This is a genomic window from Flexibacter flexilis DSM 6793, assembly GCF_900112255.1.
GTDB lineage: Bacteria > Bacteroidota > Bacteroidia > Cytophagales > Flexibacteraceae > Flexibacter > Flexibacter flexilis.
In genome coordinates, this window is the sequence record NZ_FOLE01000011.1 from 69,873 (window position 1) to 87,797 (window position 17,925).

The 17,925-nt window shown below is 43.7% G+C and carries 14 protein-coding genes; 6 read left to right on the top strand and 8 right to left on the bottom strand.

Annotated elements, in window-relative coordinates; translation table 11 throughout:
• Nucleotides 1-12 precede the first annotated feature (12 nt).
• From fahA to BM090_RS15850, 3 genes are all read left to right on the top strand, one after another.
• Nucleotides 13-1,296, top strand: a complete 1,284-nt coding sequence (gene fahA, locus BM090_RS15840; RefSeq protein WP_091515723.1) for a fumarylacetoacetase — start codon at nt 13-15, stop codon at nt 1,294-1,296.
• A gap of 471 nt (nt 1,297-1,767) precedes the next feature.
• Complete coding sequence (gene mltG, locus BM090_RS15845; protein WP_091515726.1) at nt 1,768-2,805, top strand: endolytic transglycosylase MltG; 1,038 nt, start codon at nt 1,768-1,770, stop codon at nt 2,803-2,805.
• 222 nt (nt 2,806-3,027) lie between these two features.
• Nucleotides 3,028-4,758, top strand: coding sequence for a phospho-sugar mutase (locus tag BM090_RS15850; protein WP_091515730.1), 1,731 nt, complete (start codon nt 3,028-3,030; stop codon nt 4,756-4,758).
• 83 nt (nt 4,759-4,841) lie between these two features.
• On the opposite strand, the gene BM090_RS15855 is transcribed toward BM090_RS15850, so the two are convergent.
• Both BM090_RS15855 and ileS read right to left on the bottom strand, forming a co-directional pair.
• The gene (locus BM090_RS15855) at nt 4,842-5,969 is read right to left on the bottom strand and encodes an acyltransferase family protein (protein WP_177199972.1); all 1,128 of its coding nucleotides are present in this window, start codon (nt 5,967-5,969) and stop codon (nt 4,842-4,844) included.
• A gap of 67 nt (nt 5,970-6,036) precedes the next feature.
• The gene (gene ileS / locus BM090_RS15860) at nt 6,037-9,396 is read right to left on the bottom strand and encodes an isoleucine--tRNA ligase (protein ID WP_091515737.1); all 3,360 of its coding nucleotides are present in this window, start codon (nt 9,394-9,396) and stop codon (nt 6,037-6,039) included.
• A 274-nt stretch (nt 9,397-9,670) separates the two neighbouring features.
• On the opposite strand from ileS, the gene BM090_RS18490 reads away from it, so the two are divergent.
• Complete coding sequence (locus tag BM090_RS18490) at nt 9,671-9,808, top strand: hypothetical protein (protein ID WP_177199973.1); 138 nt, start codon at nt 9,671-9,673, stop codon at nt 9,806-9,808.
• Nucleotides 9,809-10,067: 259 nt separating this feature from the next.
• Here the strand turns inward: BM090_RS18490 and BM090_RS15865 are convergent, their stop codons facing one another.
• On the bottom strand, nt 10,068-10,265 hold the full coding sequence (locus BM090_RS15865) for a hypothetical protein (RefSeq protein ID WP_091515739.1): 198 nt from the start codon (nt 10,263-10,265) through the stop codon (nt 10,068-10,070).
• An 11-nt stretch (nt 10,266-10,276) separates the two neighbouring features.
• Here BM090_RS15865 and BM090_RS15870 point away from each other — a divergent pair, with 11 nt between their 5' ends.
• Nucleotides 10,277-10,888 carry a hypothetical protein gene (locus tag BM090_RS15870; RefSeq protein ID WP_091515742.1) on the top strand — a complete coding sequence of 204 codons (612 nt, stop codon included), beginning with the start codon at nt 10,277-10,279 and terminating at the stop codon, nt 10,886-10,888.
• A gap of 204 nt (nt 10,889-11,092) precedes the next feature.
• Nucleotides 11,093-12,367 carry an adenylosuccinate synthase gene (locus BM090_RS15875; RefSeq protein WP_091515744.1) on the top strand — a complete coding sequence of 425 codons (1,275 nt, stop codon included), beginning with the start codon at nt 11,093-11,095 and terminating at the stop codon, nt 12,365-12,367.
• 728 nt (nt 12,368-13,095) lie between these two features.
• Here BM090_RS15875 and miaA read toward each other — a convergent pair.
• The 5 genes from miaA to BM090_RS15900 all read right to left on the bottom strand — a co-directional run bounded on the left by miaA (nt 13,096) and on the right by BM090_RS15900 (nt 17,867).
• Nucleotides 13,096-14,007 carry a tRNA (adenosine(37)-N6)-dimethylallyltransferase MiaA gene (gene miaA / locus BM090_RS15880; protein ID WP_091515747.1) on the bottom strand — a complete coding sequence of 304 codons (912 nt, stop codon included), beginning with the start codon at nt 14,005-14,007 and terminating at the stop codon, nt 13,096-13,098.
• 26 nt (nt 14,008-14,033) lie between these two features.
• Nucleotides 14,034-14,873 carry a hypothetical protein gene (locus BM090_RS15885; protein WP_091515750.1) on the bottom strand — a complete coding sequence of 280 codons (840 nt, stop codon included), beginning with the start codon at nt 14,871-14,873 and terminating at the stop codon, nt 14,034-14,036.
• Between the two features lie 258 nt (nt 14,874-15,131).
• A complete protein-coding gene (bioD, locus tag BM090_RS15890) occupies nt 15,132-15,740 on the bottom strand; it encodes a dethiobiotin synthase (RefSeq protein ID WP_091515753.1) in 609 nt (202 codons plus the stop codon).
• 12 nt (nt 15,741-15,752) lie between these two features.
• Nucleotides 15,753-16,547, bottom strand: a complete 795-nt coding sequence (locus BM090_RS15895) for a sulfite exporter TauE/SafE family protein (RefSeq protein WP_091515756.1) — start codon at nt 16,545-16,547, stop codon at nt 15,753-15,755.
• Between the two features lie 72 nt (nt 16,548-16,619).
• A complete protein-coding gene (locus BM090_RS15900) occupies nt 16,620-17,867 on the bottom strand; it encodes an ABC transporter permease (protein WP_091515760.1) in 1,248 nt (415 codons plus the stop codon).
• Between the last annotated feature and the right edge of the window lie 58 nt (nt 17,868-17,925).

The window sequence follows — 17,925 nt, forward strand, 5'->3', positions numbered from 1 at the left end:
AATCCCGTCTTTATGTTGCCTCTTTCGTCTTGGGTGGAAGTGCCCGAAAACAGCGACTTTTCTATTTATAATTTGCCTTACGGCATTTATAGCCATGCCAAATATTCGCCTGCGCCTTCGGTGGGCGTGCGCATTGGTAATTTTGTTCTCAATCTCCAGCAATGCGCCAAACACCCTGATTTTTGGGCGGATATAGCTTTTGATACATCGGTTTTTGCTCAAAAAAGCCTCAATGCATTTATGGCTTGCGGTCGCCCTGTGTGGCGTGCTGTGCGCGAACGCCTCACGGATTTATTGCGTCATAACACTTCTTACACCTTGCGTCATTTGCACGAACACGCCGTAAGTGTAGGGCAAAGTCCGTATTTGATTCCTGTGGAAGAAGTACAAATGTATTTACCCATAGAAATTGGCGATTACACGGATTTTTATTCGAGCATTGAGCACGCCACGAACGTGGGGACAATGTTCCGCGACCCAGCGAATGCACTTTTGCCCAATTGGAAGCATTTGCCTGTGGCTTATCATGGCCGCGCCTCGTCGATTGTGGTGTCTGGTGTGGACATACACCGCCCGAAAGGTCAGATAAAGCCAGCAGACGCGCCTGCACCGATTTTTACGCCTACACGTATGCTCGATTTTGAATTGGAAATGGCTTTTATTGTGGGTAAAGAAACGGCTTTGGGGCAGTCGGTGAGTACGGCAGAGGCACACGATTATATTTTTGGTTTCACGCTGTTTAACGACTGGTCCGCGCGAGATATTCAGACGTGGGAATACGTGCCACTTGGGCCATTTTTGGCTAAAAATTTCGCGTCTTCGATGTCGGCTTGGGTCGTAACATTAGATGCACTTGAGCCATTCAAAGTGGATAGTCCAGCGCAAAATCCTGAGGTTTTGCCGTACCTGCAATACAGTGGCCAATACAACTATGATATTCAGTTAGAGGTGTTTTTGAAGCCAGAAGGCGGGCAAGAACAACAGATTTGTAGTTCTAATTTTAAGTACATGTATTGGAACATTGCACAACAGCTTGCACATCATACCGTAAATGGCTGTAATATACGTGTAGGCGATGTTTGCGCAAGTGGTACAATTAGCGGAAAAGAAACAAATTCTTACGGTTCGTTACTAGAACTTACATGGAAAGGGACGAATCCGATACGCATGGTTGATGGCTCTGAGCGTACATTTATTTTAGATGGAGATGTCGTTATAGTAAGAGGGTTTGCATTTAAAAATAATGTTAGAGTCGGTTTTGGTGAAGTTTACGCCAAAGTTCTGCCCGCATTATAATGGCTTAACACTGCTATAAAATTTTACTTGAAAAGCGTGCTTTATATTACATAAATATAAAACAGTGCTTTTTTGTATAACATTTGAAATAAGGTATGCCCTATATTTGCAGTGTAACAAAAAGGATTACAAGTTAAATAGCATAAAATGCTGTGTGTGATCCCCTCAACCTTGTAAAAGGTTTGCTAATTTGTTAATTAAATTTAAGCGTGATAAAAATAGAGTGGTTTTTTTAGAGTTAGAGTAATGGCGGGGTTTTTAATCTCGCCTTTATTATTTTTAGACGTTTAGGTTTTACTTTTTTGTCCTTTGTAGCTCGTCAGAACGGATGTTTTTGGGCTTGGGCATTATTCTAACAGCATTTTTTTTAACTTTGCGATTAAAGTTTTTGTAAAAATACTGTTTATCAGTTACTTATATATTTCATAAACTCATTTTCAAACTTTCATTAGGTAAATATTTCGGTTCAAAATGGCATTGTCGCGCAACACCAAAATTGGTATCTGGCTTACTGCTACCATTTTTTTTATTACGTTTAGTTTTTATGGCTATCAGATTTTTTTTACAAAGAACTGGCTCATAGGCAAATCCGAAGGCAAGTGGCTTTATATTCCCAAAAATAGCAGCTACGAGGCCGTTTTGGATTCGATTCGCAAAGACACGCTACTCAACGATGAGTTGTCTTTTCAGTTTCTGACGCGTGCGCTCAACTATCGCACCGACGTGAAATCTGGCGCGTATTTTATCAAACCTAATGCTTCAAATCTTGATGTTTTGCGTGCGCTCAAATCGGGCAGACAAACACCCATTAAGCTGACGTTCAATAACATACGCCTCAAAAGCGAACTTATTCAAAAACTTTCGGATAAGTTGGAAATGCAAACGGCTGACCTTCAGGCCATTCTTAACAACCCAGACAGCACGGCCAGTTACGGATTTGACACGACGACGATTGTGGCTATGTTCATTCCGAATACTTACGAAGTGTATTGGGACATTTCGGCCAATCAGTTGGTAAAGAAAATGCAAAAGGAATACAAACGTTTCTGGACAGACGAACGCCTCGCCAAAGCTAAAGCCATGAATTTCACGCCGATACAAGTTTCTATTCTGGCCTCTATCGCCGAAGCTGAAACCAAAAAGGCTGATGAAATGCCGATTGTGGCGGGCGTTTACAAAAATCGTTTAGACCAAAACATGCCGCTACAAGCTGACCCGACGGTCGTTTTTGCGGTGGGCGATTTCACGATTAAGCGCGTGCGCGAAGGCCACAAGGCATCTACTTCGCCATACAACACGTACAAATACAATGGTTTGCCGCCAGGCCCTATCAACTTGCCATCGGTAACGGCTTTGAATGCGGCTCTGAACTACCAGCACCACGATTATTTGTTTTTCTGTGCGCGCGAAGACTTTTCGGGTTATCACAATTTTTCGGCAGATTATAACCAGCACCTGAAAAATGCCCGCACGTATCAACACGCTTTGGATTCGGCGAATATTCAATAATTTTTTTGAATCGAGAATAAAAGATTTATAATCAATAATTTACCCAATTAGGCGGCTTTTATGGCTTTCTGGTTGGGTAAATTTTTCTTTACTAAAAAAGTATAATTGTGGTGTGAAAAATTGTTTTTCTTCACAATAATTCTTCACTTTAGCACATTAAATCATTGTCCTAAAGCATTCATTACAAACGAAAGCAAAAATAAAAAACATTACACAGCAAACATGGAACAAGCAATCGCCGATAAAATTAACCAGTGGCTTAATGGGGATTATGACGAGGCAACCAAAAATGTCATTCGTCAGTTGCAAGCCGACGGCAACGAGGCCGAACTTACCGACGCTTTTTATCGCAACTTAGAATTTGGAACGGGCGGACTTCGCGGCATTATGGGCGTGGGTTCGAACCGCATGAATAAATACACGGTCGGAATGGCTACGCAGGGTTTGGCCAATTATTTGAAAAAAAGCTATCCTGACCAAACGATTAGCGTGGCTATCGCGCACGACAGCCGCAATAACAGCGATTTTTTTGCACGCGTTACCGCCGATGTGTTTTCGGCCAACGGCATTCAGGTTTATTTGTTTAAGGCCATGCGCCCAACTCCTGAACTTTCGTTTGCGATTCGTCATTTTGGTTGCAAAAGTGGCGTAGTGCTTACTGCTTCGCACAACCCGAAAGAATACAACGGTTACAAGGCGTATTGGAACGATGGGGCGCAAATCGTCGCGCCGCACGACAAAAATATTATTGGTGAAGTAGAAAGCATTACCAGCCCTTCGGAAGTGAAGTGGCAACGTGCGGAAGAAAATATCCGTTTGGTGGGCGAAGACGTGGATAAAGTTTACATAGAGCGCGTTTTGGGGCTTTCGGTGAACAAAGACATGATTTTGCGCCAAAAGAACCTGAAAATCGTTTATACGCCGTTGCACGGTACGGGTATTACGTTAGTGCCGCAGGTGTTGGAAAAATTGGGTTTTGCGAATGTAAATGTCGTAACCGAGCAAGCAACGCCCGACGGCAATTTCCCGACGGTTGTTTTCCCGAATCCAGAAGAACACGAAGCCATGAGCTTGGCCGTGAAAAAAGCCAAAGAATTGGACGCGGATTTGGCGATGGCCACCGACCCAGACGCTGACCGCGTAGGTATTGCCGTGAAAAACCACAAAGGCGAATGGCAACTACTCAACGGCAACCAAACAGGAACAGTGTTGTTTTACTATATGCTCAATGCTTGGAAAAACGCAGGCAAGATTATGGGCAAAGAATTTGTAGTAAAAACCATTGTTACGACGAATCTTTGGGATAAAATGGCCGAAAAATTTGGCGTAGAATGCTTCAATACGCTTACGGGCTTCAAATATATTGCGGGCGTGATTCGTGAGCTTGAAGGCCAAAAACAATTCATTTTGGGCGGTGAAGAAAGTTACGGCTATATGCTCGGCGATTTTGTGCGCGATAAAGATGCGGTTGCGTCCTGCGCCATGATTGCCGAAACGGTTGCTTACGCCAAAGACAAAAACATGAGCCTTTTCGATTTGATGATGGAAGTGTATTTGCAATTTGGTTTTTACAAAGAAGGCATGATTTCCATTACCAAAAAAGGCCGCGACGGTGCGCAAGAAATCCAAAACATGATGGCTGGCCTTCGTGCCAATCCGCCGAAAAGTATCAACGGTTCGCGCACGGTGAAAATGTACGACTACAAAACAAGTGTAGAAACGGACTTGCTCACAGGCCAAACGACCAAAATCGAGATGGAATCGTCTAACGTGTTGCAATTTTTACTTGAAAATGGCGATAAAGTATCGGCCAGACCGTCGGGTACAGAACCTAAAATTAAGTTTTATTTTAGTGTAAATGCGCCGTTGGCTCGCAAAGAAGATTATGACTTGGTGGACGCGCAACTTGATGCCAAAATTGCGGGTATTATCGCCGACCTTAATCTCAAATAGTTTTTTCTGAGAAATAAAAATAACGAAAACGCCGCTACCTTGATGAAAAGTAGCGGCGGTTTTTTGTTTATTGAGCCTAAAATTTAGCTTCCGCTTTCTACTACTGTGTAACCCTTTGATTTTAATTTTAAAAAATAAGATTCAAAATAATTATAAGATAATTTGCTGATCACAAAAGAACCAGCAATTGTGAAAAAATACACTAGAATATTGTAAATTATTAAATTATTTTTTTCTATAAAATTATTAATTAATGAATAAGTAATAAACATGATAATAGGGTGATACATATAAACTCCGTAAGATATTTTTCCAACTTCATCCAGATATTTATTCCTTAAAGAAAGGGGTGAATCATTGATACTATATAATATTAAATAAAGAAATAATACACCAAAAATCAAATGATGCACTTGGTATTTTAAGCAAATTAAAATCAAAATTGTATTTAAAATAAAAAGCCATTTATTAGTTGTCCAAGGGATTATTTTTTCATTGTGATAGTATGTATAATAGGCTCCAATTGCTCCAATAGCCATTAGCTCTACTTTTAAAGTATATATAAAAGAAGAAGTTTCAGGAGAAAAATTGTTTTCAGCTATCATATTTAATGCTGATTTGGCTATGATGAAAGCAATAAAAAATACAACCCAAAAATCTTTTTTTATCTTATCTATTACGATAGGCCAAAATAAATAATATTGTTCTTCTGTGCCGACAGACCAAGCTTGAGAAGCTCCAGGTAATGTCAATTGCTTAGCGAGTGCAAGATTGGGTAAAAATAATAAAAACAATAAAAATAATGTTTCAAAATTGACATCAACCATTAAAATATATTTTGCATAAAAACCGCCATCATTAAATAAGCCTAGATTTTTAACAGCGAATGGTAAAATAAAAATAGCCACTAAAAAAATAAAATAATATAGTGGCCATATTCTTAGTAATCGTCTAATATAAAATTTTTTTATATCAATTTTACCAAATTTCTCTTTCTCCTCAATAAGTAAATAGGTAATTAGAAAGCCACTTAAAACAAAAAAAAGATTTACGCCATTATGCCCAAGAGATTCAATACTTTTCTTTAAAAATGTATTGAACAAACTAATCGTACCAGCACGTTTTTTATAGAGTTCTATATGATAAAAAACGACAGCCAAAGCCGCTAAAGCACGCAATTCATTTAGTCCTTTAAAGTGTATTTTTTTCATGATATTTTCGTGTTTTAAAACAAAAGCGAGCAGTATCATTCCATACTACTCGCTTTTGTTGATTTTATTAAACTTCCTGCACCAACATTTGGAGTGTGAAGTCGTCCATGTCCACTGCCGTAGCATTCGGCACAGAAGCACTTACCAGCAACTCAACGGCTTGCGTTTCGGTACAAATGTAGGCCTGATTGCTGTGCAACGCAGCCACCACCAACGCGTCGGCGTTGTCCTGCACCGTAATGCGGATTTTGGCTTGTACGTCTAAGCCCATATCCTTACGCAAATTCTGAACGCGGTTCACCACGTCGCGGGCGATGCCTTCTTGTTTTAGCTCTTCGGTGAGCGTAATATCAAGGGCAACGGTTACGCCGTTTTCGCTGGCCACAATCCAACCCGGTATGTCTTCGGAGGCAATCTCCACATCTTCCAACGTAAGCGAAACCACTTTGTCGGAAAGTTGCAGCGCGATTTGGCCTTTTTGCTCTATTTCACGGATTTTGTCTTGGTCAAAATCTTTTACCAAACCCGCCACCTCTTGCATTTGTGCGCCGAAGGTTTTGCCCAATTTCTTGAAATTTGGTTTGATTTTTTTCACCACCACGCCCGACGTATCGTCGATGTATTCGATGGTTTTAATATTTACTTCCGACAAAATTAATTCTTCTACGGCCTGCACATCAGTCTTAAATTTCTCACTTAGCACAGGAATCAACACACGCAAAAGCGGCTGACGCACTTTCAACGAATGTTTCTTGCGCAAACTGTGAATCAAAGACGAAATGTTTTGCGCCAACGCCATACGCGCTTCCAAATCGGCATCAATCGCGGTTTTGTCTAATACTGGATAATCCGACAAATGCACCGACGTTACGGTTTCACGTTTGGTTACGGCGTTGAGGTCTTGGAACAAACGTTCCGCGTAAAACGGCGCAATCGGCGAAATGAGTTTGGCCAACGTTTCCAGGCAAGTGTAAAGCGTTTGATAAGCCGCTATTTTGTCGGTGTTGTATTCGCCTTTCCAGAAACGTTTGCGGTTGAGGCGCACGTACCAGTTACTCAAATCGTCGTTCACGAAATCCTGCATCACACGCGCCGCACGAGTTGGGTCGTAGTCGTCGAGGGCTTGCTCTACGCTGGCAATCAATGTGTTGAGTTTGGAAATAATCCAACGGTCGCTTTCGGTGCGGTCGGCCAAAGGCACGGCAGCTTCCGCAAAAGAGAAGCCGTCCAAGTTGGCGTATAGCGCGAAGAACGAATATGTATTTTGAAGTGTTCCGAAAAACTTGCGTTGTGTTTCTTGCACGCCGTCCAAATTAAATTTGAGGTTATCCCAAGGTGGTGCGTTGGCAATCATGTACCAGCGTGTCGCATCGGGGCCGTATTGCTTGAGCGTGGCGAATGGGTCAATGGCATTGCCCAAACGTTTCGACATTTTGTTGCCGTTTTTGTCCAGTACCAAGCCGTTGGCAATTACGTTTTTGAACGCTACTTTATCAAAAAGCATCACGGCGATAGCATGCAACGTAAAGAACCAACCGCGCGTTTGGTCAACGCCTTCCGCGATAAAGTCGGCAGGATAGTTACTGGCAAAAGTATCTTGATTTTCAAATGGATAATGCCATTGTGCGTAAGGCATCGCGCCGCTATCAAACCAAACATCTATCAAATCCGTTTCGCGTTGCAACACTTGTCCGCCACGAACCAACCAAATTTGGTCCACAAATGGGCGGTGCAAATCGTGCGTTCCCGCTTGCAGTTTGGCCACGTAGTCCAAGTTTTGGGCTTTTTGGCTTTCGGATAAAAGTCCACTTGCGGCGGCGGCGTTTAGTTCTTGCAAAAGTTCTTGCGTAGAACCCACACAAACTTCTTCTTTGCCGTCGGCACTGCGCCAAATCGGTAGCGGCGTACCCCAATAGCGCGACCGCGACAAGTTCCAGTCCACCAAATTTTCGAGCCAGTTGCCAAAGCGACCGCTACCCGTAGAAGCTGGTTTCCAGTTGATTGTCTTGTTTAGCTCAATAAGTTGCTCTTTGTAGGCAGTAGTACGAATAAACCACGAGTCCAGCGGATAGTACAAAACGGGTTTGTCCGTGCGCCAGCAATGCGGATAGCTATGTTCGTATTTTTCTACCTTAAAAGCTCTGTTTTCTTCTTTTAATTGAATAGAAATCAACACGTCCAACGACTTTTCGGGAGCTTGGTCGGCGGCGTAATATTCGTTTTTCACGTACATACCCGCGTATTTCGTGATTTCTTTCACGTAGCGACCTTGTTTGTCCACGATAGGGGCGCGGTTGCCTTCTTCGTCGGTTACCAAAATGGCTGGAATGTCGGCTTGCGCTGCCGCCCTGAAGTCGTCCGAACCGAAAGTAGGCGCGATGTGTACGATACCCGTACCGTCTTCGGTGCTGACGAAATCGCCGTTAATGACGCGGAAAGCGGGTTTTTCGGGTTGTACAAATGGCATCAATTGTTCGTAGCCGATGCCGACAAGTTGCGAACCTTTCCATTCGGCTACTACTTCAAACGGAATGAGTTTGTCGCCTGCCTTGAAGTCCGCGAAAGCGACTTCTTTGGCTTTTTCCGAAAAATATTTACCCATCAAAGCCTTCGCCAAAACCACCGTTACAGGTAAAAACGTGTAAGGGTTAAATGTTTTAACGGCCACGTAATCAATGTTTTTTCCTACGGCCAAAGCAGCGTTGGCGGGAAGCGTCCAAGGGGTTGTCGTCCAAGCCAAGAAGAACGTTTCGCCCCAAGCTGGGTCAAAAAGTTCGTTGGGTTGGGCTTTGAACTGCGCCACTACGGACGTGTCTTTTACCATTCTGTAACAACCTGGTTGGTTTAGTTCGTGCGAACTAAGGCCAGTGCCTGCGGCTGGTGAATAAGGCTGAATGGTGTAGCCTTTGTATAACAAATCTTTTTTGTATAATTCTTTGAGTAAGAACCAAATAGACTCGATATAATCGGGTTGGTAGGTTACATAAGGATTGTCCAAATCCACCCAATAGCCCATTTTTTCGGTCAGGTCGTTCCATTGGTCAGTAAATTTCATGACCGATTCGCGACACTTTTGGTTGTATTCTTCTACGCTAATTTTTTTACCAATATCTTCTTTGGTAATGCCTAACTCTTTTTCTACTTGCAACTCGATGGGCAGCCCGTGCGTGTCCCAACCGCCTTTGCGTTTTACTTGAAATCCTTTCAGGGTTTTGTAACGGCAGAAAACGTCTTTTACGGCACGCGCCATTACGTGATGGATACCCGGTGCGCCATTCGCCGAAGGAGGCCCTTCAAAAAAAGTAAACGAAGGCTTGCCTTCACGGCTATCAACGGAGGCTTCAAACACACGATTTTGCTTCCAAAAAGCCAAGATTTGTTCGGCCAGTTGCGCGTAATCGGGGTTTTTATATTCGTTATATTTCATTGACAACAAAGATAAACGTATTACATTTTTAAGGCGGCTAATATACACATAATCCGTTTGCTTCGGTACATTGGGTTGGTGGATTTAGGGAAATAGGGTAGATTTTGGGGGGTGGGGAGGTTAGATTGTTTATCTGCTTTCTACCAATATACCAAGCCTAAAGGCTTTGGCACAGTGCATTTGATACAAATCCGTTAGGATTATAATCTTTGTAGAAAAACATTGGCCGCCGTTTCTAACGCAGTAGGTGTGGTATCTTCTTGCATTTTAAACCATGGCCTGTGTCTTCACAGGCCGTTTCTTTTGGTGTCTTGTGCGGACACAAGCCACGGGCGGCGGTGTTGATTTTAATTTGTTCCCTACTACCAAGCCTAAAGGCTTTGGCGCGGTGCATTTGGTACAAATCCGTTAGGATTATAATCTTTGTAGAAAAACATTGGCGGCAAACCGAGAATCTACATAAAGGTTTGGCTTATAAATAAGATTATTTTTTTATGTTTGAGTCGTCAGTTTTTATATTTAACCCCAAACTTTATTTGATGATGGATAATTTCCCCAAATTTCCTTTTTTCTTTAATAATGACCCATCAAAGCCTAAACGTGATGCTCCTGCCATTCTTGTAATCCCAGTAACGATTATTATATACATAATTGTTTTTAAAGTTTTTTCGTCATTGCCTTTTTTTAAATCTAGCCCACCAGATACAGTTGATACCAATAAATCCAATTATGATACAACCAGCAGAAGTCATAGTCCCCGACGTTATCACCACCATCACAGCAGCCACCACCACCACCACCGAAGTCATCACTATCATCATCACCACAGGTCTCATAGACGACGGCACTAATTTATTTTGAACCTTCACTTTTATAGAAAATGAATAACAATGCTACTACCAAACCCAAAGGCAAGGGTTGTTTATATACCTTCATATTTTTGGTTTGGTTTATTTTGTTGTGCTTGGTGTTAGTCGAAGACTACGAACCAATAACGGCCAATACAACCGCCGTTGCTACGGATACAGTAGCTTCAAATAAAATGAAAGTGGCAGAAGATACAACCGCCATAATGCCTATGCCGAGTAATTTGGGTAGAACTTCAGGGGCAGGTTTTTATGCTAATTCGGACTACTATTATTACGAAGAAACTCACTGGAAAAATGGGCGTAAATTTAAAATCAAGAAACGCAAAAAGCGTAAAATCAAAAGTGTTAAACCTCTAAAAAATAACACTGAAAGTTATGCGATGAGCCACGAGGAAGAGCCAAGTTATAGCAGCCGTACTTATGTGTTGTCGCCTAAACCCAAAACCAAACCGAATTCAAGTTCGTATCGTAGTCGGAGTTATTCGCTTTCGTCGAGCAGTAGTAAACCAAAATCGTCAAGTTCGTCCAGTAGTCGGAGTTATTCGTTTTTTAGCAAGCCAAGCAAACCCAAAAAAGCGGGAGGCATTTTTTCACTGTTCAGTAGCCGCAAAAAACGTAAATAGAACAAATCCGCGATAAAAACGACAAAATGGGTGTTTTGCCTCAGTTTTGGGTGCGTGTTGATGGCCGTTGGCTATATTTTCCGCGATCTTACAGTATTTTTTAAGCGATTTTCCGAAAATTAAACTGCTTTTATCCGAAAACGCGCTTACTTTTGGGCTTCGATTGAGAAATCAAATCTTTTCCCAACTTTTTTCACATAAGCAATGGCGGTTGATATTCTATTAGGTTTACAATGGGGCGATGAAGGCAAAGGTAAAATCGTAGATTTTATTGCGCCCCGTTATGATGTGGTAGCACGTTTTCAGGGTGGCCCTAATGCTGGGCATACGCTCGTGTTCGATGGCGCAAAGCACGTTTTGCATCAAATTCCTTCGGGCATATTTCACTCGCAAATCGCCAATGTAATTGGTAACGGTGTTGTGCTTGACCCGATTATTTTCCAAAAGGAAATCGTGGGCTTGCAACAAAAAGGTACGGACGCGCACAGCAACTTGTACGTTTCGCTCAAAGCCCAACTTATTTTGCCGACGCATCGTCTGCTCGACGCGGCTTCCGAAAACCAAAAAGGAGAGAAAAAAATTGGTTCTACGCTCAAAGGTATTGGTCCGACTTATCAAGACAAATACGCACGCCAAGGGCTACGCGTGGGAGACATCTTGTTGCCTGATTTTCAGGCGCGTTACAATCAGTTGGCCGACAAACACAAAAGCCAATTAGATGCCCTCAACTTTGCGTATGCTGAGCTTGCCGAGCAAGAAAAACATTTCTTTGAGGCCGTAGAATTTCTCAAAACATTCAAGTTGGTCAATACCGAATACTTGATTAATGGCTGGTTGGCCGAAGGCAAAACCATTTTGGCCGAAGGGGCACAAGGTTCGTTGCTAGATATTGATTTCGGGTCGTATCCGTTCGTAACTTCGTCCAGCACGATGGCCGCAGGTGCTTGCACAGGCTTGGGTGTTGCGCCGCATCGCATCGGGGAAGTGTATGGGATTTTCAAAGCGTACAGCACACGTGTAGGCAGTGGCCCATTCCCGACAGAATTGCACGACGCGACGGGTGAGAAAATCCGTAAAGAAGGTCATGAATTTGGTTCGACGACAGGCCGTCCGCGCCGTTGTGGTTGGTTGGATTTGCCAGCGTTGCGCTATGCCGTCATGATTAACGGTGCTACGCAATTGCTCATGATGAAAGCCGACGTGTTGGACACTTTCGAGGAAATCGACGTTTGTACACATTATCGTTTGGCCGATGGCACGCTTACGCAACAAATGCCTTACACACAAGGCGAAGCCGAAAGCATCGAACCCGTTTACACCACACTCAAAGGCTGGAATCAGTCGTTGGAAGGCGTGAGCCAATACGAACAAATGCCTGAAGCACTACAATCTTATGTAGCATTTATTGAAAAAGAAATCGGTGTGCCTGTGAAATTGATTTCGACGGGTGCAGACCGCAAACAAACCGTCGTAAGATAATTATTCGTGATTTTTTAATCCGTTTATATAAAACCTATAAGGCAATCAATGTCTTATAGGTTTTTTTTATTGAAAGAATTTAGACGATGTAGGAAGGATATTATTAAAACCCCTCCTAAATCCTCTCCAAGGGGAGGACTTTAACAGAAGTTGCAGGTCGGATAACAGAAGTTGCAGGTCGGATAACAGAAGTTGCAGGTCGGATAACAGAAGTTGCAGGTCGGATAACAGGAATTGCGGGAAGGATATATTCAAACCCCTCCTAAATCCTCCCCAAGGGGAGGACTTTAACAGAAGGTGAGGAAAGGATAACAGGAATTGCAGGAATGATATATTAAAACCCCATCTAAATCTTCCCCAAGGGGAGGACTTTAACAGAAGGTGAGGAAAGGATAACAGGAATTGCAGGAATGATATATTAAAACCCCATCTAAATCTTCCCCAAGGGGAGGACTTTAACAGAAGGTGAGGAAAGGATAACAGGAATTGCAGGAATGATATATTAAAACCCCATCTAAATCTTCCCCAAGGGGAGGACTTTAACAGAAGGTGAGGAAAGGATAACAGGAATTGCAGGAATGATATATTAAAACCCCATCTAAATCTTCCCCAAGGGGAGGACTTTAACAGAAGGTGAGGAAAGGATAACAGGAATTACGGGTTTTAATATCAAGTATGTGGTTTGTGAGGACACAAACCATGGGTTAGAGACACAATGCTTTGCGTCTCTACGTTTGGCGGGTTATCTGCTCCAATTGCTCGGCTAAAGGCAATTGCCCGTCTATCCAATGAATGTGTAGGCCATCGCGTTCCATTTTCCTGAAATATGTCATTTGGCGTTTGGCAAATTGCTGAATGGCAATGGTTAGGTGTTCGGTCAAATACGCTTTGCTTTGTTTTTGCTGCAAATATTCTATCACAAATTTGTATTCGAGACCATAATACACGAGGGTTTCGGGGCTTACGCCTTGCGTGAGCAGGGTTTCGACTTCTTCGATAAGGCCAGCGTCAAGACGTTTGTGTAGGCGTGTGGCGATGCGTTCGCGGCGCAGGTCTCGTGGCAAATCTATTCCGAAAATAAGAGAATTTATTGGCTGAAAGTTTTGAAAATCGACGGTATGATTGGCGGCATATTCGGCTATTTCGATGGCGCGAATTAGGCGTTTGTGCGAAGCCAAATCGGTTTTGGCCGCAAAGGGCGAATTTTTTTGCAAGAAAATATCCCGTAACGTATCGGTGCTGAGTGGTAAGAGTTCGGCGCGGCGCGTGGGGTTGATGGGAATGGCCGTGAGGTTGTAGCCCTTCAGCACGGCATCGAGATACAAGCCGCTGCCGCCGCACATAATGGCCTGATGGCCGCGCGTGTGTATTTGTTCGTAAGCCGCCCAAAAATCCAGTTGAAATTGATAAATATTGTACCGTTCGCCCGCCTCGCAAATGTCGATGAGATGGTAGGGGGTTTGGCCGTATTCTTCCAAATCTTTACCCGTTCCGATGTCCATGCCGCGATAGACTTGGCGGGAGTCGGCACTCAAAATCTCGCCGTTGAGTTGTTGGGCTACGGCAACGGCAAGGCGGGTTTTGCCCGAAGCCGTCGGCCCCAAAATCGTAATCAATGGCGTTGGGTTGCTGCTATTCATGGGGCAAAAATACAGTTTGGCGGCATTTATAACAAAAGCCGAAATTTGAGGCTGCCCGCGTTGCTGATGCGCACGAGTCCTTGTGTTTGTAACGTTGTGATGATGTCGGTGTCGGGTGGCAGGCTTCGCGCCAAATGGGTTTGGGCGTGCCGCTCGAAAGTGTCAGGATTTACCCAAAAAATTTGGGGCGGAACGTTTTTTTCTTGTTCAAAGCCCAATTGCCTGTAACTGCGGCCTACCGACCAGTCGCGGTCTGCGTAACTCATAATGTCCTGCGTGTCCACTTCGTCGGCAAAAGTTTTGATTAATTTGCTCAAGCCGCCCACTACCGTAATGTTGGGCAAACTCGCGTAACGCAGCAGTTCGGAGGATTTGTAAAGACTCGGTTCGGTGCGAAACACGCGCGGCGCAGTGAAGGTGGCCACCGCCAAAAGTGCGTGATTTTGTTTGTCGAAAAGGCCGTATTTGTACCGCGCTTGCGTGGTTTGCTGGTTATGATATTGATTCAGGAATGAATTAGTTTGTTCGTTATCAATGCGTTTGGTGTAGGTGAGGCGGGCATAAATGCGGTTGTTTTCGCCCAAAAGCCCTAAAATTCTGGCTTGAACTAAAGGCTGTTGTCGCCGCCAAACGTCTTCCCACAAATGAATGATTTGCAAGCCTTTGGCCTGAAAAGTATCCGAAATTTGTTCGAATAATGCCACAGGATACGGCGCAGCTGCCAAGCTCACCAAATGCAAATGCAGATGTTTGGTCAGTGAGAGGATAGGGCAGGGGCTGAGGTTTTGGGGCATGGCCTCAAAAGTCGGGGCTTGTGGCAGGGTTTGCAGCCAATCAATGACGTTTTGGGGAAAAGTGTTGTTCAATTTTTAGCAATTCAGTTGTAAAATTTGTTTGGGATGTGGGCATCAATGGCCTTGAAGATGCCACGCCTACGGCATTAGAATGCAGTCGATTTATGTTTTTACTACCAAGATTTTAATCCTAACAGATTTATTCAAAAAGACGAATTGATAAAATATTTACGGATTAATGTTTTGATAAATAGTGTTTTACGATTAAGAAAAATGTTGTAAGCCTGTCATCTTTCTTGTTTTATTCACTAAATAATTTCTGTATAAAAATTATGGCCATTGGACTTGGGCGGCATAATGTGCCACCACCTCAGGCGTAATTTCGGGTTCGGGCAAAATGCGCAACAAGCACGGCCAACCCGCGTGTTTGAGAATAATGTCTTCGGATTGTGGGTCTGGTTCGCCATTGAAAATCAGGCCAAGCACAGGCAAATTGCGGCGTTTCAGTTCGTTGATGGACAGCAAAGAATGGTTGATGCTTCCCAAATACAAATTGCAAACCAGCACGATGGGCAAACGCAATCGCGCGGCAATGTCTATGACAAAATCGCCGTTTCGGTTGAGGGGTACGAGCAAACCGCCTGCACCTTCTACCACCAAATCGTTTTGGGTATCAGGCAATTGTATGTTGTCTAAAGAAATGATAATGTCTTCGTTGGCGGCTGCTTTGTGCGGCGAGGCAGGCATTTGCAAGAAATAAGCCTCTGGCCAAAACTGCGTTTGGGCATTATCGACCAACGTGCGCACGCGGTCGGTGTCGCGGGGCGTGCCTGCTTGGATGGGCTTCCAATAGTCGGCTTGTAGGTTTTGGGTAAGAATGGCACTGGCTAACGTTTTGCCCGAATCTGTGCCGATGGCTGTTACAAAAAGTTTTCGCATAGCTGTAAAGTTTTACGCCACAAAAATATCATAACTGTACCGAACTATCATCAACACCACGATAATCAGGAACATGACCCGCACAAATCCGTTGCCTTTCTGCAAAGCCATTCGGCTACCCAACCAATTGCCCAAAACATTGAAAATGGCCATTGCTATCGCCAGCCCCAGTATAAAATTGCCTTGCCAAAGAAAGACGACTAAGGCCGAAAAGTTGGTAACGCAATTAATGATTTTGGCGTAAGCTGAAGCTGTAACAAATTCAAAACCAAGTATTACCACAAAACCCAGCACCAAGAAACTGCCCGTGCCTGGCCCGAAAAAACCGTCGTAAAAACCCACGACTAAGCCAATACCGCTACCGTACAGCATTTGGCGCGAGGTGGTCAGGTGTTTGGTTTGGACTGCGCCCAAATCTTTTTTGAAAAAAGTATAAATGGCAATCAGAATCAGGATAACTAAAATCAGGGGTTTGAGCGAGGCACTGTCCAAGTGACTGACAATTTTTGCGCCAGCAAATGAAGCCGCAAATGCCCAAAAACTCACGAGAGCCAACAGCCGCAAATCAAACCGAATGCGTTGGGCGTAGCGATACGCGGCCAGCGACGTGCCCGACAGTGCCGCAATTTTGTTTGTGCCGAAAATGGTGGCCAAAGGTTCTTTGGGCAAATTGATGAGCATAATCGGAATTTGGACGAGTCCGCCGCCGCCAACCACCGCATCAATAAAGCCCGCCACCAACGAAAACGCCGCCAAAAGCAACACTACGTCGAGGCCATAGCCACCAAAAAAAGAAGAATATTCCATCAGGATAAAAAAGAAAAGTGTTTTTGCTTGCCTTACAAACAAAAACACTTTTGGGAGATAATTCAAGAAAAATTATTTGCTGCGAATAGCCTCTACAGGGTCGAGGCGTGAGGCCAAATACGCTGGCACAATCCCCGCGATTATGCCGATAATCGAAGAAATACTCAAGCCAAGTATAATGTTGCCAGCCGACAAGGAAACCTCCATCATGTCTTGGGGAATGAGTGTGAGCAAATAGACGATGAAAAGCCCCGCCAAACCGCCGATTACACTCAAACAAATGGCTTCAAATAGAAACTGAAATAAAATGAAGTAATTTTTCGCACCCAAAGATTTTTGTATCCCAATGATGTTGGTTCGTTCTTTTACGGATACAAACATGATGTTGGCGATACCGAAGCCGCCCACCAAAATCGAAAATCCACCGATAATACTCCCCGCCAAGCTTAGCACGCTGAAAATAGAACTAATAGCACCTGCAATCATTTCGGGACGATTGACCGCGAAGTTGTCATCTTGTGCAGGTTTTAGGCCACGTTTGGCACGCATGAGGCCGCGTGCTTCGCCTTCTAAGCGCATGAGGTCTTTGTCATTAGCATAACCTTTGATGCCGATGACAGGCTCTGCGCCGTACCTTCCAACCACAAAGAGTTGCGTAAAAGCTCCGTACGGAACAATGCAATTGTAGTCGTTGCTGGGTGCGCCCAAAAAGTTTTCGCCTTGCTTTTTCATTACGCCAATAACCGTGAATTTGTGGCCTTTGACGCTGATTTTGCGGCCAACAGGATTGAGCATCGGGAAAAGATTGTCGGCTACGGTATAGCCAATAATCATTACTTTTTTGCTGGCATCAATTTCTTGCTGAGAAAAATAACGGCCTTGCTCCAATGGAACCTCCGAAATGCCATTGTAGCCATACGTTACACCCATCAGTGCCGCGTTTGACATACTGTTGCTGCCGTTGCGAATGGTACGATTTCCGCGCGAAGCAAACATGGCAATAGCGGTTTGTTCTTTGAGATTTTTTTCCAAAAAACGAAAATCGGAGGTGCTGGATACGGGTCTGTTGAGGTATTTCCACCACGGATAATCTGGGCCAAAAGACCAAGGCCATTTTTGTACATACAGTACTTTGTCGCCCAAAAAGGACATACTGTCGCGGATATTTTTTTCCAACGAATCAACTAAAGTGAGTACAGCGATAATGGCAAAAATCCCGATGGTTACGCCCAAAAGCGAAAGTATCGTGCGCAATAAGTTGGATTTGAGGGCTTGCACCGCAAAAACAAAACTTTCAAAAATAAGCCTGATAACTAACATACCACAAATCTGAGAAATAAAAAGGCAACGTTTGATGATTTAGGCTGTAATAATACAA